This is a genomic window from Thiohalospira halophila DSM 15071 (genome assembly GCF_900112605.1).
GTDB lineage: Bacteria > Pseudomonadota > Gammaproteobacteria > Thiohalospirales > Thiohalospiraceae > Thiohalospira > Thiohalospira halophila.
Map to the genome: position 1 here is coordinate 90,851 of NZ_FOMJ01000007.1, position 17,594 is coordinate 108,444.

Annotated in this window: 20 protein-coding genes; 10 read left to right on the plus strand and 10 right to left on the minus strand. The window is 72.4% G+C overall.

The window, feature by feature from the left end; genetic code table 11:
• Window positions 1–126 precede the first annotated feature (126 nt).
• The 6 genes from BM272_RS10440 to BM272_RS10465 all read left to right on the plus strand — a co-directional run bounded on the left by BM272_RS10440 (window position 127) and on the right by BM272_RS10465 (window position 6,048).
• Window positions 127–2,499, plus strand: coding sequence for a phage tail tape measure protein (locus tag BM272_RS10440; protein ID WP_093428742.1), 2,373 nt, complete (start codon window positions 127–129; stop codon window positions 2,497–2,499).
• Window positions 2,492–2,890: a phage tail protein gene (locus BM272_RS10445; protein WP_093428743.1), complete on the plus strand. Its 399-nt coding sequence runs from the start codon at window positions 2,492–2,494 to the stop codon at window positions 2,888–2,890. Before BM272_RS10440 ends, BM272_RS10445 begins: the two co-directional genes overlap by 8 nt.
• A complete protein-coding gene (locus tag BM272_RS10450) occupies window positions 2,887–3,096 on the plus strand; it encodes a tail protein X (RefSeq protein WP_093428744.1) in 210 nt (69 codons plus the stop codon). Before BM272_RS10445 ends, BM272_RS10450 begins: the two co-directional genes overlap by 4 nt.
• Entirely contained in the window at window positions 3,096–4,091 is a 996-nt protein-coding gene (locus tag BM272_RS10455) for a phage late control D family protein (RefSeq protein WP_093428745.1), read from the plus strand. The genes BM272_RS10450 and BM272_RS10455 overlap by 1 nt, the downstream gene beginning before the upstream one ends.
• Before the next feature lie 62 nt (window positions 4,092–4,153).
• Window positions 4,154–4,864: a hypothetical protein gene (locus BM272_RS10460; RefSeq protein WP_093428746.1), complete on the plus strand. Its 711-nt coding sequence runs from the start codon at window positions 4,154–4,156 to the stop codon at window positions 4,862–4,864.
• 170 nt (window positions 4,865–5,034) lie between these two features.
• Window positions 5,035–6,048 carry a quinone-dependent dihydroorotate dehydrogenase gene (locus BM272_RS10465; protein WP_093428747.1) on the plus strand — a complete coding sequence of 338 codons (1,014 nt, stop codon included), beginning with the start codon at window positions 5,035–5,037 and terminating at the stop codon, window positions 6,046–6,048.
• Window positions 6,049–6,071: 23 nt separating this feature from the next.
• Here the strand turns inward: BM272_RS10465 and serB are convergent, their stop codons facing one another.
• The gene (serB, locus tag BM272_RS10470; RefSeq protein ID WP_093428748.1) at window positions 6,072–6,908 is read right to left on the minus strand and encodes a phosphoserine phosphatase SerB; all 837 of its coding nucleotides are present in this window, start codon (window positions 6,906–6,908) and stop codon (window positions 6,072–6,074) included.
• A 115-nt stretch (window positions 6,909–7,023) separates the two neighbouring features.
• Here serB and BM272_RS14080 point away from each other — a divergent pair, with 115 nt between their 5' ends.
• The 4 genes from BM272_RS14080 to BM272_RS10490 are packed head-to-tail and all read left to right on the plus strand — an operon-like array spanning window position 7,024 to window position 10,150.
• Window positions 7,024–7,764, plus strand: a complete 741-nt coding sequence (locus tag BM272_RS14080; protein WP_159433069.1) for a pentapeptide repeat-containing protein — start codon at window positions 7,024–7,026, stop codon at window positions 7,762–7,764.
• Window positions 7,765–7,772: 8 nt separating this feature from the next.
• Window positions 7,773–8,666, plus strand: a complete 894-nt coding sequence (locus BM272_RS10480; protein WP_093428749.1) for an ABC transporter ATP-binding protein — start codon at window positions 7,773–7,775, stop codon at window positions 8,664–8,666.
• A 4-nt stretch (window positions 8,667–8,670) separates the two neighbouring features.
• On the plus strand, window positions 8,671–9,660 hold the full coding sequence (locus BM272_RS10485; RefSeq protein WP_093428750.1) for an ABC transporter permease: 990 nt from the start codon (window positions 8,671–8,673) through the stop codon (window positions 9,658–9,660).
• Between the two features lie 4 nt (window positions 9,661–9,664).
• Window positions 9,665–10,150: a DUF6231 family protein gene (locus BM272_RS10490; protein WP_093428751.1), complete on the plus strand. Its 486-nt coding sequence runs from the start codon at window positions 9,665–9,667 to the stop codon at window positions 10,148–10,150.
• Between the two features lie 9 nt (window positions 10,151–10,159).
• Here the strand turns inward: BM272_RS10490 and xerD are convergent, their stop codons facing one another.
• The 9 genes from xerD to BM272_RS10535 form a co-directional block, all read right to left on the minus strand.
• Complete coding sequence (gene xerD / locus BM272_RS10495) at window positions 10,160–11,074, minus strand: site-specific tyrosine recombinase XerD (RefSeq protein WP_275886938.1); 915 nt, start codon at window positions 11,072–11,074, stop codon at window positions 10,160–10,162.
• A complete protein-coding gene (locus BM272_RS10500; RefSeq protein ID WP_240308107.1) occupies window positions 11,061–11,555 on the minus strand; it encodes a methylated-DNA--[protein]-cysteine S-methyltransferase in 495 nt (164 codons plus the stop codon). Before BM272_RS10500 ends, xerD begins: the two co-directional genes overlap by 14 nt.
• On the minus strand, window positions 11,545–13,326 hold the full coding sequence (locus tag BM272_RS13795) for a hypothetical protein (protein ID WP_093428753.1): 1,782 nt from the start codon (window positions 13,324–13,326) through the stop codon (window positions 11,545–11,547). The genes BM272_RS10500 and BM272_RS13795 overlap by 11 nt, the downstream gene beginning before the upstream one ends.
• 26 nt (window positions 13,327–13,352) lie before the next feature.
• Entirely contained in the window at window positions 13,353–13,700 is a 348-nt protein-coding gene (gene rplS / locus BM272_RS10510) for a 50S ribosomal protein L19 (protein ID WP_093428754.1), read from the minus strand.
• Between the two features lie 36 nt (window positions 13,701–13,736).
• Window positions 13,737–14,483, minus strand: coding sequence for a tRNA (guanosine(37)-N1)-methyltransferase TrmD (gene trmD, locus BM272_RS10515; RefSeq protein WP_093428755.1), 747 nt, complete (start codon window positions 14,481–14,483; stop codon window positions 13,737–13,739).
• A gap of 4 nt (window positions 14,484–14,487) precedes the next feature.
• Window positions 14,488–15,009 carry a ribosome maturation factor RimM gene (gene rimM, locus BM272_RS10520; RefSeq protein ID WP_240308109.1) on the minus strand — a complete coding sequence of 174 codons (522 nt, stop codon included), beginning with the start codon at window positions 15,007–15,009 and terminating at the stop codon, window positions 14,488–14,490.
• A gap of 9 nt (window positions 15,010–15,018) precedes the next feature.
• Window positions 15,019–15,270 carry a 30S ribosomal protein S16 gene (rpsP, locus tag BM272_RS10525; protein WP_093428756.1) on the minus strand — a complete coding sequence of 84 codons (252 nt, stop codon included), beginning with the start codon at window positions 15,268–15,270 and terminating at the stop codon, window positions 15,019–15,021.
• A gap of 150 nt (window positions 15,271–15,420) precedes the next feature.
• Complete coding sequence (ffh, locus tag BM272_RS10530; RefSeq protein WP_093428757.1) at window positions 15,421–16,773, minus strand: signal recognition particle protein; 1,353 nt, start codon at window positions 16,771–16,773, stop codon at window positions 15,421–15,423.
• A gap of 27 nt (window positions 16,774–16,800) precedes the next feature.
• The gene (locus BM272_RS10535; RefSeq protein ID WP_159433070.1) at window positions 16,801–17,562 is read right to left on the minus strand and encodes a 3',5'-cyclic-nucleotide phosphodiesterase; all 762 of its coding nucleotides are present in this window, start codon (window positions 17,560–17,562) and stop codon (window positions 16,801–16,803) included.
• Between the last annotated feature and the right edge of the window lie 32 nt (window positions 17,563–17,594).

Sequence of the window (17,594 nt, forward strand, 5' to 3'; positions counted from 1 at the left end):
GAGCTGGCCAGCTATACCGGCTGGGGGCTCGGCGACCTGCTCGCCCTGGAGTGTGACGACCTGACCGAGTGGCTGGACGCCGCCCGCGCCATCCAGCCCGACCCACCGAGCCAGTAGGAGCCCACTGTGGCCGATACCTCCATCGGGATCCGCATCGGCGCCAGCCTCGCCCCCTCCCTGGGCAACGCCATGCGCTCGGTGGAGGAGCGGACCAGCCGCGTGGGCTCCGCTCTGCGCCAGACCTGGAACGCCCGGGACGTCGCCGGCGGCGTCATCCGCTACCGCGACCAGCTCCAGGCCCTGCGCCGAAAGCAGGCCCAGACCGGGGACACCTCCGCCCGCATGCAGCAGGGCATCGCCGACCTGGAGCGGCGGTACTCCGAAGCCAAGGCGGCGGCGAAGTCCTACGGCATGAGCATCGCGGGGATCGACCGCGAGTACCAGCGCCTCTCCGACTCCGCCGCCACCGCCGAGCGGCAGATGCAGCGCCTGCAGACGCTGCAGAACAACAGCCAGCGGCGGCAGCAGCTCCACGGCGAGGTAATGGGCACCGTCGGGGCCGCCATCGCGGCGGCCGCGCCCATCCGCGCGGCCGTGCAGTTCGAGTCGGCCATGGCGGACGTCCGCAAGGTGGTCGACTTCGACACCCCCGAGCAGTTCGAGGCGATGGGGAACGAGATCCGCCGGCTCTCCACCCAGATGCCGATGGCGGCCGAGGGGATCGCGGACGTCGTCGCCGCGGCCGGGCAGTCCGGGATCGCCCGGGACCAGCTCACGGCGTTCGCCGAGTCGGCGGTCCGCATGGGCACCGCGTTCGACCTCTCCGGCGCCCAGGCCGGGAAGATGATGGCCTCCTGGCGGGCCGGCATGGGCCTGACCCAGCAGCAGACCAACGGCCTGGCGGACGCGGTCAACCACCTCTCGAACAACCTCAACGCCGAGGCCGGCGAGCTGGCCAAAGTGGTCCAGCGCGAAGGCGCCACCGCCCAGGCCGCGGGCCTGGCGGCCACCGAGACGGCGTCCCTCGGTGCCGCCCTGCTCTCGTCCGGCACCTCCGCCGAGCGTGCTTCGACGGCGCTGAAGAAGATCACCGGCAGCCTCACCGCCGGCGAGGCGGCCACCGCCCGGCAGAAGGAAGGCCTCGCCGCCCTGGGCATGGAGGCCGGCACCCTCGCAAAGCGGATGCAGACCGACGCCCAGGGCGCCATCGAGGACGTCTTCGCCAAGATCCGGGAGCTGGACGGCGAGCGCCAGGGGGCGATCACCAAGCAGATATTCGGCGAGGAGTCGAAATCGGCGATCATGCCGCTCATCGGCCAGCTGGAGAATCTGCGCCAGGCCAACCAGCTTACCGCCGACGAGACGCAGTACCTCGGATCGACCCAGGCCGAGTACGAGGAGCGGAGCAAGACCACCGCCAACGCGCTGCAGCTCATGGGCAACCGCGTGACCAGCCTCGGGATCACCCTGGGGTCGGTCCTGCTGCCGCCGCTGAATCAGGCCCTCTCGGTCATCGGCGCCGGCGTGACCTGGATCACCCAGATGGCCGAGGCCTACCCGGGCGTGACCACCGCCGTCGTCGGCCTCGCCGTGGGACTGGTCGGGCTGAAGGTTGCCATGCTCGGCGCGCGGTACGCCGGGACCCTGTTCAGCGACGCAATCACCGTGGGGCGAATGGCCGTGGACCTCCTGCGCCCGTCCACATGGCGACTGGTGGCGGCCAAGGTGGCGTATGTCGGCGCCTCCCTGCGCGCCCGCTTCGCCGCCCTCAGCTTTGGCGGAGCCCTCAAGGCCGTGGCCGTGGGCGCCTGGGCCACGAGTAAGGCTCTCATCGGCGGCGTGGTCACCGCGATCAAGGCCGTGGGCCTGGCGCTGCTGACTAACCCCATCGGCCTAATCATCACCGGCCTGGTCGTCGGCGCCACCCTGATCTGGCGGTACTGGGAGCCCATCAGCGGCTTCTTCGGCCGGATCTGGGGCGGGATCACCAACGCCATCAGCTCCGGCATGGGCTGGATCAAGAATGCCCTCGCCTGGTCCCCGCTCGGCCTCCTGATGCAGTACTGGGACCCGATAACGGAGTGGATCGGGGGGCTGTTCGGCGGGATCAAGAAGGTCGTCAGCGGCGCAATGGAATGGCTGGACCCCTTCATCCAGCCGCTGAAAGACGTCGCCGGCTGGATCGGGGACGCGGCCAGCGCCGTGGGCGGCTGGTTCGGCGGCGACGACGAGGGCGGCGAGGCCGCGAAGCCGGACACCGGCGGGGACTCCTCCCCCACCGTCCGCCGTGGCGGCCGCGGGGGCGCGCCCGCCTCCACCCCGGCCGCCTCCACCGGTGGAGGCGGAAGCGGGGGCGGCGGCGTGGTCGTCCACCAGCGCGTGGACCGCGTCGAGATCCAGGTCTCCGGCGCCGAGGGCATGAGCGTCGAGGACCTGGCGGAAGCCGTCCGCGCCCAGTTCGACAGCCAGAGCCGACAGCTCGCGGAGGACCATGCCTAGCCTCATCGCCCTGGGGGAGTTCCGATTCCGCACCGGTGGAGTGGCGCCGGACAGCGTGAGCCGGTCCACCGACTACCGCTGGTCCTCGGAGGACCGCATCGGCAACCACCCTGCCCTGGCCTTCCTCGGCCCCGGCCGTGACCAGATCCAGCTATCCGCCCAGCTCTACCCCGGCTCCGGCATGACCGCCGGGCGGGAGGCGGTAGAGGAACTGCGCGCCGCCGGCGCGGCCGGCCGGCCGCTGCGCCTGGTAATGGGATCCGGCCGGGCGCTCGGCCTGTGGGTGATCCAGTCCGTCCAGGAAGACGCCCAGCGGCTGGCCACCAACGGCGAGGCCCGCGCCATCGGCGTGCGCCTGCGCCTGAACTACTACGGGGAGCGTGAGGGATGAGCGCGACCTACCGCACCGTGGACGGCGACCTGCTCGACGCCATCTGCTACCGACACTACGGCCGGGAGTCCGCCGTGGTGGCCGTCATGGAGTCCAATCCGGGGCTGGCGGATCTTGGCCCCGTCCTCGAGGCCGGCACCGTGATCACCCTGCCGGACCTCCCCGACGCCGAGGAGGGCCCGGGCGCGCCCCGGCTCTGGGACTGATGAAGCCGCAGATCGCCCTTACCATCGACGGCGAGCCCGCGAGCGACGAGCTGCAGCGCCGCCTCCGCCGCGCCTCCGCCTCCCAGGAGGCGGGCGACCGCGCCGGCTCGCTGGATCTGGCCTTCCACAACGACCCGCCGCTGGAACTGCCGCGCGTGGGCGTGGAGATCGGCGTGCGCATGGGGTATCACGGCCGGGAGCTCCACCGCGTCGGCGCCTACGTGGTCGACAGCGTGGAGGCCGGCGGCCCCCGGCCGGAGATCAGCCTGCGCGCCAGCGCCATCAACTGGACCGACTCCGCCACCGCCGGCGGCGCCGGCCCGGGTATGCGCGAGCCGCGCACCCGCGTGTGGGAGGGGCTTACGCTCGCCGGCATCGCCGAGACCATCGCCGGCGAGCACGGGCTGACGCCGAAGATCCACCCCGACCTGGCCAGCGTCGAGATCCCGCACCTGGACCAGATCGACCAGTCCGATCAGTCCATCCTCACGGAGCTGGGGCGGCGCTACAATGCCGTGGCCACCGTCCTGGCCGGCCGTCTTATGATGACCCCGCGCGGGTCCGGCCAGGGCGCCGACGGCTCCAGCCTGCCGGCCGTGGAGATCGACGTTACCGAGGCCAGCCGCTGGAGCATCAGCCAGGACAGCCGCGCCGAGCTGCAGAGCGTCACCGCCCATTATCACGACTTCGCCACCGCCGTGCGCATGGCGGTCACCGTGGGCAGCGGCGAGCCGGCCACCGTCCTGCGCGACGTCTACCCCACCGAGGTGGAGGCCCGCGCCGCCGCCCGGGCGCGCCTGGCCGAGTCTCGCCGGCAGGCCATGAAGCTATCCCTCTCGCTGCCGGCCCGCCCGGATCTCTTCCTCGAGTCTCCCATCACCCTCCCCGGCGTTCCGCCCGGCTACGCCGACGGCGAGTGGGTAATCAACTCCGTGAGCCACGAGATCGGCCGCGGGGGCACTACCCGGCTCAAGGCCGAGCCCCGAGCCACCTAGCCCGGTTGCGCCCCGCGCCAGCCCCGGGCAGGGTAGCGCCAGGCACACAAGGAGACCCCGCCATGGATATAATCTGGATGATCCTCGGCTACGGCCTCGCGCTGTTCGCCGTCCTCATGTTCATCGTGGCCGTCGTCGGCCTGGTGCGCCCCAGCGCCCTGGCCAACGACCGCGACCCCAACCCGACCCGGCGGGGCACCGTCGGCCCCGCCCTGGGCGTCGCCGTGGGCGCCCTCATCATCGGCCGCGCCCTGATGCCCGAGCCCGACGCCGGGACCAGCGCTGAGAGCGCGAACCCGGCCGACCCGGAGGCCGCCGCCGAGGCCGCCCTGCGCGATGCCGGCGGCTGGGGCGCGAGCTACGAGATCGGCGAAGTCCGCTCCACTCTCCAGGTGGGCGACGAGATGCTGGGAGAGGTCTTCGTGGACCTGGGCCCGACCGGCAGCCAGGCCGACGCCGTGCGCACCTGGGGCCAGGCCGCCCGCGACATTCTCACCGAGGCGGGCGAACCGGCCCTCGAACACTACGACCGGGTGCTGTTCTACCTGCGCCAAGAGACCCAGGGCGGCGGCCACCACCTCGCCGCCAAGGCGCGCTGGACGACCGACGACGCCCGGGACCTGATCGATGAGCAGCACACCCAGCCCTATCAGCGCTGGATCGACCAGGTCCACGAGCTGGAACTCAAGCCCATGGGCGGCCGCGCGGTCGCCGCCTGGTGCTCCGAGAATCGCCAGGACGCGCCGGGATTCTGCCGCTCGGCCGGGCTCTAGGCTGTATACAAGCCCCTATAGGGCGGGCGAATATATGCGGGCTGCGAGGCGGGAATCGGGGAATGGTTTGTATACCAGAAAACTATATATTTCCTTCCAAGTCATGCAGTTAACCAACGCATGCCTCCCAATAGCCCACTGTGCCGGGAAAGTTTAGACTAATTCTAAATATGTTCGACGCCTACCGCCTCCTCCGCCCCCTGCTCTTCGCCCTCCCCGCCGAGACCGCCCACGGCGCCACCCTGGCCGGGCTGGACGCCGCCCACCGCCTGGGGCTCCTGCGAGCCCGGCCGGCGGGGCGCCCCGTGCGCTGCCTGGGGCTGGAGCTGGCCAACGGCGTCGGCCTGGCCGCCGGCCTCGACAAGAATGCCGACCACGTGGATGCCCTGGGCGCCCTGGGCTTCGGCAGCATCGAGGTGGGCACGGTAACCCCCCGGCCCCAGCCGGGCAGCCCCCGGCCGCGCCTCTTCCGGCTGCCGCCGGCGGAGGCCCTCATCAACCGCATGGGCTTCAACAACAAGGGGGTGGACCACCTGGTCCGCCAGCTGGAGCGGCGCCGCTATACCGGCCACGTGGGGGTGAACATCGGCCGCAACGCCGACACGCCGCCCGAGCAGGCGGTGGAGGACTACCGCACCGGGCTGAAACGCGCCCACGGCGTGGCCGACTGGATCACGGTGAACATCTCCTCGCCCAACACCACCGGCCTGCGCGACCTCCAGGGGGCCGACCGGATCGGCCGCCTGCTGGGGGAGCTGCGCGAGACCGCGGAGGGGCTGGACGGCGCCGGGCGGCGGGTACCGCTGGTGGTGAAGATCGCCCCGGACCTGGACCGGGACGAGGTCGCCGCCATCGCGACCGGGGTCCGGGAGGCCGGCATCGACGGCGTCATCGCCACCAACACCACCATCGACCGCACCAGCGTCCGCAACCTCCCCCACGGCGAGGAGAGCGGCGGCCTCTCGGGGGCGCCGGTGGCCCCGGCGGCGCGCCAGGTCCTGGCGTGGCTGGCCGAGGAGCTGGACGGGGGCGTCGACCTCATCGCCGCCGGCGGGATCCTCGACGGCGAGGAGGCCGCCGACCGAATCACCGCCGGCGCCTGCCTGGTCCAGCTCTACACCGGCCTCATCTACCGCGGCCCCGGCCTGGTCCGCGAGGTGGCGGAGGCCGTGGCCCGGGCCTGACGGGGCCCAGGGCCTGATGGGATTTAGATCTCCAGGAAGTGGAGGATGGCGTCGAGCCCGGCATAGTGGAGGACCACGTCGGCCTCGGCACGCACCTTGGGCTTGGCCCGGAAGGCGACACCCAGCCCGGCCCGCTCCAGCATGGGCAGGTCGTTGGCGCCGTCGCCGGCGGCGATGACCTGCTCCGGGACGATACCCAGGCGCTGGCAGAGCTCCTCCAGGAAGGCGCGCTTGCGGGCGGCACCGACGATGGCGCCCTGCACCTGGCCGGTTAGCCGGCCGTCATCCATCTCCAGGGCGTTGGCCAGGGCGTACTCGATGCCGTAGTCCTGCTGCAGGCCATCGGTAAAGTAGGTGAAACCGCCGGAGACCACGGCGCGCAGGATGGCCCGCTCCGCCAGACCGGCCAGCAGCGCCTCCGCTCCCGGGTTGAGCCGCAGCCGGTCGCGATAGATCTGCGCCAGGACACCCTCGTCCAGACCGGTGAGCGCCTCCACTCGCTGGGTGAGCGACTCCTCGAAGCCGATCTCCCCGCGCATGGCCGCCTCGGTCACCGCCGCCACCTCCGGCTTGCGGCCGGCGAAGTCGGCGATCTCGTCCACGCACTCGATGTTGATGAGGGTGGAGTCCATGTCGGAGATAAAGAGCGCCACCCGCCCGGGGTCGAAGCCCTCGGGGACCGGGTTGAGGTCGAAGGGGACCTGTTCACGCAGGCCCTCCAGTTCCGCCACATCCGGGCGCCGCTGCAGCGGCAGGCGCCAGTGGCCGGTGCGCTGTTCAGCGGGGCCGGCGGCGACCGCGGCCAGCGCGGGATGGTTCGGGGCCTCGGGATCGGGGGTGTGCAGGAGGAGCTGGGACATGGTGGCTCGCGATTCTGGGTCAGCCGGACATTATACGTCCCCCACCCGACCCGTTGCCACGCTTGGCCTCGGCCCCCCGGCGTGCAAGACTGGCCAGCCCAGTCGGAGGTTGTCCATGCTGCGTGTCCTCGTCGTCGCCTTCCTGCTCGCTGCCGCGCCGGTGGCCCTGGCCGGCTGTGACGATCCCCCGGCGCCCCGGGTGATCTGGTCGGGCTGCGACAAGGCCGGGGCCGATCTGGCCGGGGTCGACCTCACCGGCGCGACCCTGAGCCGGACCAATCTCCGCGGGGCCGATCTTACCGGCGCCAGGCTGGAGAAGGCCGACCTGGACTACGTCGACCTGCGCGAGGCCGATCTCCGGGATGCCATGCTGGCGGACGCCTACCTCATGGGGATGAAGGCGGCCCATGCCGACTTCCGCCGGGCCGACCTGCGCCGCATCGCCGCCGACCGTGCCGACTTCACGGAGACCCGGTTCAACGGCGCCCGGCTGGACGGGGCCAGCCTGGTACAGGCCACCCTCGCCCGGGCCGACCTCACCGGGGCCCGGCTGGATGGCGCCAACCTCGACCAGGCCGACCTCACCGGCGCCATCCTGGTGGACGCCGGCCTGCGCGAGGCCACCCTCACCGAGGCCGACCTCACCGATGCCGACCTGCGCCGGGCCGATGCCGAGCGCGCCAACTTCGGCGAGGCGCGGCTGCGCCGGGTGGACCTGCGCGAGGCCATCCTGCGCCACGCCGACCTGGCCCGGGCGGAGCTCTCCGGCGAACGGCTGGAGGGGGCCATCCTGGAATACGCCACCTGGCCCGACCATCGCCGCTGCAGCGGCGGCTCGGTGGGGCGCTGCGAGTAGGGGGCGACGTGGAGACACCCATCCTGGCGGTGGAGGGCCTGGTCAAGCGCTACCCCGGCGGCGTCACCGCCGTGGACGGCGTCGACCTCGCCGTGCCGGAGGGGATCTGCTTCGGCCTGCTGGGGCCCAACGGCGCCGGCAAGACCTCCACGGTGGAGATCCTCGAGGGGATCCACGAGCCCACCGCCGGCACCGTCCGCTACCGCGGTCGGCCCCGGGACCGGCGCTTTCGCGACGAGGTGGGGGTCCAGTTCCAGAGCACCGTCCTCCAGGACTTCCTCACCGTCCGCGAGATCCTCACCCTGTTCCGCCGCCTCTATCCCGCCGGCCGGGACGTGGACGAGCTGCTGGCCGAGGTGGCGCTCACCGAGTTCGCCGGCCGCGACAACCGCCACCTCTCCGGCGGCCAGCGCCAGCGGCTGCTGCTGGCCTGCGCCCTGGTCAACGACCCGGCCCTGGTCTTCCTGGACGAGCCCACCACCGGTCTGGATCCCCAGGCCCGGCGCAACTTCTGGGCGCTGGTGGAGCGGATCCGCGAACGCGGCACCACCGTGATCCTGACCACCCACTACATGGAGGAGGCCTACGTCCTCTGCGACACCATCGCCATCATGGATCGCGGCCAGGTCATCGCCGAGGGCCCGCCCCGGGAACTGCTGGACCGCCACTTCCGCGAGGCCGTGATGGAGCTGCCCCGGCTGGACCTGCCCACCGTCCCCGCCCTGAGCCGGGCCCGGGTGGAGATGGGGCGGGACGTGGTCACCCTGCTCACCGACGAGGTCAACACCACCCTCGCCGAACTCACCGCCGCCGGCGTGGACCTGCAGAACCTGCGCATCCGCGAGCGCAGCCTGGAGGACCTCTTCCTCCATCTCACCGGCGAGGGGCTACGGGGGGGATGAGGCGATGATCGACTTCTCGCCCCGCCGCTTCCGGGCCACCTTCGCCGCGCGCAACCGGGAGTTCCTGCGCGACCGCGCGGCGCTGACCTGGAACCTGCTGCTGCCGGCGCTCATCGTCCTGGGCTTCGCCTTCGCCTTCGGCGGCGTGGGCAAGGTGGACCTCACCGCCGGGGTCATCGGCGACCCGGCGGCGCTGGACGAGGCCAGTCCCCTGGCTCTGGAGCCGGTGGGGCGCGAGGCGGGGCTGGAGCGGCTGCGCCACCAGCGCCTGGATCTGCTGGTGGACCCGGCGGCGCGGACCTACTGGGTGAATCCCGACAGCGACCGGGGCCGGCTGGCCGCCCGGGCGCTCACCCCCGCCGAGGGCTGGGAGGCTCAACCGGTACCCGGGGAGCCGCTGCGCTACGTGGACTGGCTGGTACCGGGGATCCTGGCCATGAACATGATGTTCTCCGCCCTCTACGGCGTGGGCTACGTCATCGTCCGCTACCGCAAGAACGGCGTCCTCAAGCGGCTCTCCGCGACGCCGCTCACCGCCTTCGAGTTCCTGGCGGCCCAGGTGGCCTCGCGCTGGTGGCTGCTGCTGGCCATGACCGCCGCCGTCTACCTGGGGACCTGGTCCCTGGTGGGCTTCCCCCTGCGGGGCTCACCGCTGGCCCTGGTGCTCACCTTCGCCTGCGGGGGGCTGGCGCTCATCAGCCTGGGGCTGCTCGCCTCGGTGCGGCTGGCCAGCGAGGAGATGGCGGAGGGGGTGCTGAACCTCCTGGCCTGGCCCATGATGTTCCTGTCGGGGGTCTGGTTCGCCACCGACCGCCTCCACCCGTGGCTGGAGGAGGCGGCCTGGGTCCTGCCGCTGACCCACGTCACCCACGCCGCCCGGGCCGTGATGCTCGACGGCGCCGGCGTGGCCGACATCGCCGGTCACCTCCTGATCCTCCTGGCCATGGCGCTGGTGCTGCTGGTGGTGGGCGCCCGCCTCTTCCGCTGGGAATAGTCCGATGACGGAGTCGGCCCCGCAGGACCCCCTCGACCACCCGCTGGCCCGCCTGGTAGCGGGAGAGGCCCCCGGCGCCGTGCTCGCCATCGCCCCGCCGGACCACCCGGGGCTGGTCGCCGCCCAGGCGGCGGCGCCGGGCGCCGAATGGACCCTCCTGCCGCCAGGGAGCCAGGTGGCAGACCTGCCGCAGACCCGGTTCGACCTCGCCCTGCTCCTCCACGCCGTGGAGCCGCTGGAATCCACCGCCGGCGAGCAGCTCATCGGCCGGGTCCGGGACCTGCTGGCCCCTCGGCTCATCCTGGCCGTGGCGGCCGGCACCCGGTCGGCCAACGCCCTGCGCGGCCTGGGCCTGGTCCACGCCGGCGACAGCGACGACGGCGCCGTGGCGCTATGGACCTGGGACATCGCCACCTACAAGCTCACCCCCGACTGGCTCAACAGCCGCTTCTGGGCCAACCCGGAGCTCTTCGACGTCTACTGGTGGTAGCGGCGGGCGTCAGCCGCGAGGGTGGTGCTGCTGGTGGAGCTGCTCCAGGCGCGCCTGGGCGACGTGGGTGTAGATCTGGGTGGTGGAGAGGTCGGCGTGGCCCAGGAGCATCTGTACCGCCCGCAGGTCGGCGCCGTGATCCAGCAGGTGGGTGGCGAAGGCGTGGCGCAGGGTATGCGGCGAGAGGTGCTTCTCGATCCCGGCGAGGCCGGCGTAGCGGCGGATGAGCTGCCAGAAGGCCTGCCGGGTCATGGCCCCGCCCCGCCGGGTGACGAACAGCGCATCGCTGGCCCCACGCCCCTCGGCCAGGGCCGGCCGCCCCTCCCGGAGATACCGGCGCAGCCAGGCCGCCGCCTCGTCCCCCAGGGGCACCAGCCGCTCGCGGCCGCCCTTGCCCACCACGTGGACCACCCCCTGCTGCAGGCTCACCCGCCCGGCCTCCAGGGTCACCAGCTCGGAGACGCGCAGCCCGGTGGCGTAGAGGACCTCCAGCATGGCGCGATCGCGCAGACCCCGGGGCTCGTCGGTGTCCGGCGCGGCCAGCAGGGCCTCCACCTCCCCCTCGGTGAGGGTCGCCGGTAGCGGACGGCCGAGCTGCGGCGGGTCGATGCGGGCGGTGGGATCGTCGGAGCGCCGCCCCTCGCGGACCTGGTAGCGGTAGAAGCGGCGCAGGGCCGAGAGCAGGCGGCGCACGGACCGCGGCCGCGCCCCCTGCTGCTCCCCCAGCCAGTCCAGGAGGTCGGCGCGACCGGCGGCGAGCAGGGGGGAGCGCCCCTGCTCACCCAGCCAGTAGGCCAGGCGCGCCAGGTCGTTGCGGTAGCCGGCCAGGGTGTTGGCCGCCAGCCCGTGCTCCATCCACAGGGCATCCAGGAAGGCCTCGATGGCCCGGCGATCGTCCTCGCGGATGCGGTCAATCCACGCCACGGGCGGCCTCCTCTTCCAGCAGCCACGCCTTGAAGGCGGCCAGGGGGCCCTCGCTGGCCCCGGCATACCCCCCCGGCCCATCCACCGCGACGACGCGGTGGCAGGGGACGATGAGGGGGAAGGGATTCGCCCGCGCCGCCATGGCCACCGCCCGGGGCGCGCTGCCGAGGGTGGTGGCCAGGTCGCGGTAGCTCACCGTCTGCCCGGGGTGCAGGGCCTGCAGCGTCGCCCGCAGCCGGCCCTGAAAGGGGGTCCGGGGCGGGGCCAGCGGCCAGTCGGGGAATCCCCGCCCGGCACCGCCCGGGTCGGCGACCAGCCGGTCCCCGACCTCGGCGGCGAGCCCCGTCCCGGCCTCCTCCGCTTCGGCCCCCTCGGCCGGGAGCAATCGGACCCGCTCCAGCTGCCCGCCCCGGGCCTCAATGGTGAGCCGGAGCCGGGCGTGGGCGGGACCGACAAGGCGACTCGCCGACTCACTCCCCACGGCCGGGCCCCTCCTGGCGCTGGCCCTGCCGGTGCTCACCCTCCTGGCCGAGGCGGCGGAGCTCGTTGCGCAGCAGCGCCTCTCGCCGGCTCCCCTCGGTGGCCTGGAGCAGCCGCTGATAGAGGGCCCGGGCATCATCGGTAAAACCGCCCCGGGCCAGGCTGCGGGCCGCCCGGTAGTAGGCGGTCTCTACCCAGGGGTCGTCCAGATCGTCGGGGATGTGGCGCGCGGCCCGGAGATAGGCCGCCGCCGCCGCCGCGTGATCCCCCCGCTCGCGGTGGGACTCCCCCATCCAGAAGCGGATCTCGCGCTCGGTCCGGGGCTGGCGGGCCCGGCGGTAGAGGCGGTCGAAGAGAATCAGCGCCTCGGCATGGGCGCCCGCCCCCTGGAGGTCGAAGGCGATCTGCAGGGCGCGGTCCAGGGTCTGCTGCTCCAGGCTCGCGGCCTCGTCCAGCAGGGCGTGGAGGGCCTCGGCCCCGGCATCGGCCTCCCCGGCGAGGACCAGCACCCGCGCCTGGCGCAGCCGCCAGGTGGTGGCATCCCCCCGGGACGGGGGCTCCAGGCCGATAAAGAGGCGACCGGCCTCCTCCAGGCGCCCGGCATCGACGAAGCGATCCGCCAGGGTGTAGCGGATGGGGCGCGGGATGGCGTCGGCATCGCCGAAGGCAGCGGCCTCGGTGTAGAGGCGCTCCAGCAGACGGCCGTCGTTGGCCTCCAGCAGGGTGATGGCCAGGCGGCGGTGGGCCTCCGAACGGGCCTCCGGATCACTGGCCTCCCGGGCCAGGGTCGCCAGCAGGGCCCGCTTCTCCCGGGCCGGGGACTCCGCCGCGGCGGCCAGCCAGGCGTCGTGGTCGCCGAAGAGCAGCCCCCGCCGGTTGGCGACCACCCGCCCCTGCTCCCGCCAGGCGGCCCAGAGGTCGTCGGCGGTGGCCGCCGGAATTCCGGGCAGCGAGACATCGGGCCCCAGCGCCAGGAGGCGGGCGAGGGCGGCGGCGCGCTGGGCGGGATCGGTCGTGACATGGGCGAGCAGACGACGCAGGCGCGCGGCCTCCCGCGATTCGGCCTCGGCCGCGGCGGAGCGGGCGGCGCCGGCCACCTCCGCCGCCTCCCGTCGGCCGGCGCGCAGCTCGGCCAGCAGGCGCAGGGCGGGAGTGGCCGTCTCCGCCTCGTCAATGGCCCGGAGGGCCGCCTCGGGCTGATCCAGCTCCAGGAGCAGGGCGGCACGCTGATCGGGCCCCGAGGTGGGCGGCATCCGCAGTCGCTGCAGGGTCGCCAGGGCGGCGGCGGGGCGGTCCGACAGGCGCCAGGCGGTCACCAGTCGACGCTGCCAGATAGTGACCTCGTCGGCCGCCGGCGGTTCACCCAGCCACAGGCGCCGGAAGGCAAGCGCTGCCAGCGCCTCGCCCCGCTCCAGCCGCGTCAGGGCGCGGGCCAGATGGTCATCCGCCTGACGGCGGAAATCGGGGTCGAGCCCGGTCCGGGGGTAGGTATCGATCCGGGCGACCAGGTCGGTCCAGGCCTCGCGCCGCTCCAGCAGCGCCAGGCGGCGGCCCTCCCAGCGGCGCCAGGCACCGGGAGCGTTCTCCCGGGCGGGCTGATGGCGCTGGATGAGGGCAGTGGCCAGCTCCAGGGCCCCCTCGCCGGCCAGGGCCTCCACCTGGTCGAGATCGGTGGCCGCTGCCGGGGTACCCACAAAAAGGGCGGCGACCAGTATGGCCGCCGCCCCTCGCGGGCGGGCCCCGACGGGCTGGTTGGCCCGACGCTGCCCCATCGTCCCGTTTCCGCGTCCGGACTCCGCTAGCGGACCTTCTCCTTGATCCGGGCCGCCTTGCCGGAGAGCTGGCGCAGGTAGTAGAGCTTGGCCTGGCGGACGTCGCCCCGGCGCTTGACCTTGATGTCGGCCAGGATGGGGCTGTGGGTCTGGAAGACGCGCTCGACGCCCTCACCGCTGGTGGTCTTGCGCAGGGTGAAGGCCGAGTGCAGGCCGCGGTTGCGCTTGGCGATGCAGACCCCCTCGAAGGGCTGGAGCCGCTCGCGGCCGCCCTCACGCACCCGCACCTGAACCAGCACGGTGTCCCCCGGACCGAATTCCGGGATGTCGGACTTCATCTGCTCGGCCTCGAGCTCGTCGATGATGTTGCTCATGGTCTTGGTCTCCCGCGACAACCGCTTGCGTAATCGCTACTCGTGTTCGCCCTGCTCACGCCGGTATTCGGCGAGCAGGGCCCGTTCTTCTTCACTCAGGCCGCGGCGCTCCAGCAATTCCGGGCGCCGCCGCCAGGTCCGTCCCAGCGCCTGCTTGAGGCGCCAGCGCTCGATGGCGGCGTGGTCCCCGGAGCGCAGCACCGCCGGCACCTCCCGTCCCAGCGCCTGCTCGGGCCGGGTGTAGTGGGGATGATCCAGCAGGCCGGCGGTAAAGGAATCCTGTACCGCCGACTCCGTGTGGCCCAGCGCCCCCGGCAGCAGCCGGGTCACGCCGTCGATGACCACCATCGCCCCCAGCTCGCCGCCGCTGATCACGTAGTCCCCCAGGGACCACTCCTCATCCACCTCGGCCTCGATGAGGCGCTCGTCCACCCCCTCGTAGCGGGTGGCGAGCAGGATGAGCCGCGGCTCTGCCGCGAAGCGCTCCAGCGCCGCCTGATCCAGTACCTGCCCCTGGGGGCTCAGGTGGACGACCTTCGCCGGCCGCGGGTCGGCGGCCCGGGCATCCGCCAGGATCGCCGCCAGGGGGCCGGTCTGCATCACCATGCCCGGCCCGCCGCCGTAGGGGCGGTCATCCACCGTGCGGTGGCGGTCCGTGGTCCGCTCCCGCGGGTCCCAGGCCACCACCTCGGCCAGGCCGGCTTCCATGGCCCGGCTGGTGACGCCGTAATCGGTCACCGCCGCCAGCATGGACGGGAACAGGGTCACGACGTCGAAACGCACGGCGTCAGAATTCCGGGTCCCAGTCCACCACGACGCGACCGGCCTCGGGCTCCACCGAGCGGACCACCTCGCCCTGGACGAAGGGGATCAGCCGCTCGCGTTCGCCAGCGACCACCATGACGTCGTTGGCGCCGGTCTCCATCATCGTCTGGACGCGGCCGAGCTCCTCGTCGGCGGTAGTCACCACCGCCAGCCCTTCCAGGTCGGCCCAGTACCACTCGCCGTCAGGCGGCTCCGGCAGGGCCGAACGCGGCACGAGGATGACGCTGTGCGTCAGGGCCGCCGCACCTTCACGGTCGGCAACCCCGTCCAGCCGGGCCAGCGGCCCCTTGCCGCCGATCCGGCTCTCCGCGATGGTTACCGGCCGGGCCTCCGCCCCCTGGTGTCCGGCTCGCAGATACCAGGGGGTGTAGGCCAGGATGTTCTCTTCCGGCCGGGTCTCGGACTGGATCCGGACCCAGCCACGGACGCCGTGGGGGGCGCCGATCCGCCCCATGGGCACCAGGCTCTCCCCCACGGTCGCCACGTCGGCTCGTTACGAAGCCGCCTTGGCCTGCTTGCGGATCAGGCGGTCCACGCTCTCGCTGGCCTTGGCGCCGTTGTCCAGCCAGTGCTGCACACGGTCCATGTCCAGCCGCACCGCCTCTTCGTTACCGGTGGCCACGGGGTTGTAGAAACCCACGCGCTCGATGAAGCTGCCGTCACGCGGATTGGCGTGCTCGGTAACGACGATGTTGTAGAAGGGCCGACGCTTGGCGCCCTTGCGGGCCATGCGGATGGTGACCATAGGGCTCTTTCTCTCCGATTCGCTGCCGGGCCGCCGCGGCGGCCGCAAGATTCAGTACGCGATTAAACCGGCAATTATAGGGCAATGGCGCCCCGGCCGAAAGGGCCGGGGCGAATACCATTCGGGGATGGCGCCGATTTTCCGGGGGAGCTACATGCCGGGCGGCATCTGCCCCTGCATCTGCTTCATGAGCTTCTGCATGCCGCCACCCTTCATCTTCTTCATCATCTTCTGCATCTGCTGGAACTGCTTGAGCAGGCGGTTCACGTCCTGGACCTGGGTCCCGGAACCGGCGGCGATGCGGCGCTTGCGGGAGCCCTTGATGATGTCGGGCCGCTGGCGCTCGCCCGGAGTCATGGAGTTGATGATGGCCTCCATGCGCCGGAACTGGCTGTCGTCCACCTGGCCCTTGACGTGGTCGGGAAGCTGGCCCGCGCCGGGGAGCTTGTCCATGAGGCTGTTGACGCCGCCCATGCTCTGCATCTGCTGGAGCTGCTCGCGGAAGTCGGCGAGGTCGAAGCCCTTGCCCTTCTTGAGCTTGCGGGCGACCTTCTCGGCCTTCTGCTGGTCGACCTTGTTCTCGGCCTCCTCGATGAGGGAGAGCATGTCCCCCATGCCGAGGATGCGCTGGGCGATCCGGTCCGGGTGGAAGGGCTCCAGGGCGTCGTCCTTCTCGCCGGTGCCCAGGAACTTGATGGGGCGACCCGTGGTATGGCGCACGGAGAGCGCCGCACCGCCCCGGGCGTCGCCGTCGGTCTTGGTGAGCACCACCCCGGTGAGCGGCAGGGCATCGGCAAAGGCACGGGCGGTGTTGGCGGCGTCCTGGCCGGTCATGCTGTCGACGACGAAGAGGGTCTCCACCGGCTCCGCCACCTCGTGGAGCCGGCGGACCTCGTCCATCATCCCCTCGTCCACGTGGAGGCGGCCGGCGGTGTCGATGATGAGGACGTCCTTGTGGCCGGTGCGCGCCGCCTGCAGGGCCCCGGCGGCGATGTCGGCCGGGTCCTGATCCGAGGAGCTGGGATGGAAGGCCGCGCCGGCCTTCTCCGCCACGGTCTCCAGCTGGTCGATGGCGGCGGGGCGGTAGATGTCGGTGGAGACCACCATCACCGACTTCTTCTCCCGCTCCTGGAGCCAGCGCGCCAGCTTGCCGGTGGAGGTGGTCTTGCCGGAGCCCTGGAGGCCGGCCATGAGGATCACCGCCGGCGGACGGGTGTTGAGGTTGAGCCCCTCGCCGTCGTCGCCCATGAGCCGGACCAGCTCCTCGCGGACGATCTTGATGAGCGCCTGGCCGGGAGTGAGGCTGGTGGAGACCTCCTCACCCAGGGCGCGGCTGCGGACGTGCTCGATGAAGTCCTTGACCACCGGGAGGGCGACATCCGCCTCCAGCAGCGCCATGCGCACCTCGCGCAGGGTGTCGCGGATGTTGTCCTCGGTGAGTCGACCCTGGCCGCGCAGGTCCTTGAGGGTCTTGTTGAGCCGTTCGGTAAGGCTGTCGAACATGCCGCCTCCGTGGGGTTGCGACTCGTATTATAGCGTCAGGCGGGTGCCGCTCGACAGGCCGTGCACCGTCCGATCCGGCAGGGCGGCCCGACACTCGGCGAGGATGCGGTCCTCGTCCCCGGGCTTGCGGTGGGAGATGTAGACCGGCGGGTGGTGCTCCAGGGCCGCCATGTCCGCCGCCAGCAGCCGGGGACAGTAGTGGCGGGCCAGTTCGCACAGCCCGGCATCCTCGTCGGCGAAGGCCGCTTCCACCAGCAGGGCATCGAGGCGCGGCCGGGCGTTCAGGGCCTCCCACAACCCGCCGTTCGTGGTGGTATCGCCGCTGAAGGCGAAGGCGCGCTCGCCGTCGTCCACCCAGTAGCCCTGGGTGGGCACCACGTGGTTCACGCCGATGGCCCTGACCTCGAGGCCGGCGATGGTCCGGCTCTCGCCCGGCTCCAGCGGCTCCAGGGAGAAGACGGGGCGCTCCGGCGGCAGGCGCGTGAAGTCGGGCCAGAGCACACCGTTGAAGAGGTGGTCGCGCAGGCCCTGGAGGGTCTCGCTGCGCCCGTAGACCGGGATGGTGCGCTGGATGCGGCCGTGGAGGCTGTCGGCCAGATAGGCGAGGTAGGCGGTGTGGTCCAGGTGGGTATGGGTGACGACGATGGCCTCGATGGCCTCCATGTCGGCCAACGTCAGCGCCTCCACGCCGGTGCCGGCATCGATGAGCAGGCGCCCGTTTACCCGGAAGGCGGTGGTCCGCTCCCCCGTGCCGATCCCGCCACCACAGCCCAGAACATCCAGCTCCATGTGCCCCTTCCCGGTTCTTGTTCCGACCTTTC

What these genes read in the sequence shown, in the direction of transcription:
- BM272_RS10490 (WP_093428751.1), top strand. Translation starts at nt 9,665, where the DNA reads ATGACGGAGTCGGCCCCGCAGGACCCCCTCGACCACCCGCTGGCCCGC.
- BM272_RS13795 (WP_093428753.1), bottom strand. Translation starts at nt 13,326, where the DNA reads ATGGGGCAGCGTCGGGCCAACCAGCCCGTCGGGGCCCGCCCGCGAGGG.
- BM272_RS14080 (WP_159433069.1), top strand. Translation starts at nt 7,024, where the DNA reads ATGCTGCGTGTCCTCGTCGTCGCCTTCCTGCTCGCTGCCGCGCCGGTG.
- BM272_RS10450 (WP_093428744.1), top strand. Translation starts at nt 2,887, where the DNA reads ATGAGCGCGACCTACCGCACCGTGGACGGCGACCTGCTCGACGCCATC.
- BM272_RS10465 (WP_093428747.1), top strand. Translation starts at nt 5,035, where the DNA reads ATGTTCGACGCCTACCGCCTCCTCCGCCCCCTGCTCTTCGCCCTCCCC.
- BM272_RS10445 (WP_093428743.1), top strand. Translation starts at nt 2,492, where the DNA reads ATGCCTAGCCTCATCGCCCTGGGGGAGTTCCGATTCCGCACCGGTGGA.
- serB (WP_093428748.1), bottom strand. Translation starts at nt 6,908, where the DNA reads ATGTCCCAGCTCCTCCTGCACACCCCCGATCCCGAGGCCCCGAACCAT.
- BM272_RS10485 (WP_093428750.1), top strand. Translation starts at nt 8,671, where the DNA reads ATGATCGACTTCTCGCCCCGCCGCTTCCGGGCCACCTTCGCCGCGCGC.
- ffh (WP_093428757.1), bottom strand. Translation starts at nt 16,773, where the DNA reads ATGTTCGACAGCCTTACCGAACGGCTCAACAAGACCCTCAAGGACCTG.
- rplS (WP_093428754.1), bottom strand. Translation starts at nt 13,700, where the DNA reads ATGAGCAACATCATCGACGAGCTCGAGGCCGAGCAGATGAAGTCCGAC.
- BM272_RS10535 (WP_159433070.1), bottom strand. Translation starts at nt 17,562, where the DNA reads ATGGAGCTGGATGTTCTGGGCTGTGGTGGCGGGATCGGCACGGGGGAG.
- BM272_RS10455 (WP_093428745.1), top strand. Translation starts at nt 3,096, where the DNA reads ATGAAGCCGCAGATCGCCCTTACCATCGACGGCGAGCCCGCGAGCGAC.
- BM272_RS10460 (WP_093428746.1), top strand. Translation starts at nt 4,154, where the DNA reads ATGGATATAATCTGGATGATCCTCGGCTACGGCCTCGCGCTGTTCGCC.
- rpsP (WP_093428756.1), bottom strand. Translation starts at nt 15,270, where the DNA reads ATGGTCACCATCCGCATGGCCCGCAAGGGCGCCAAGCGTCGGCCCTTC.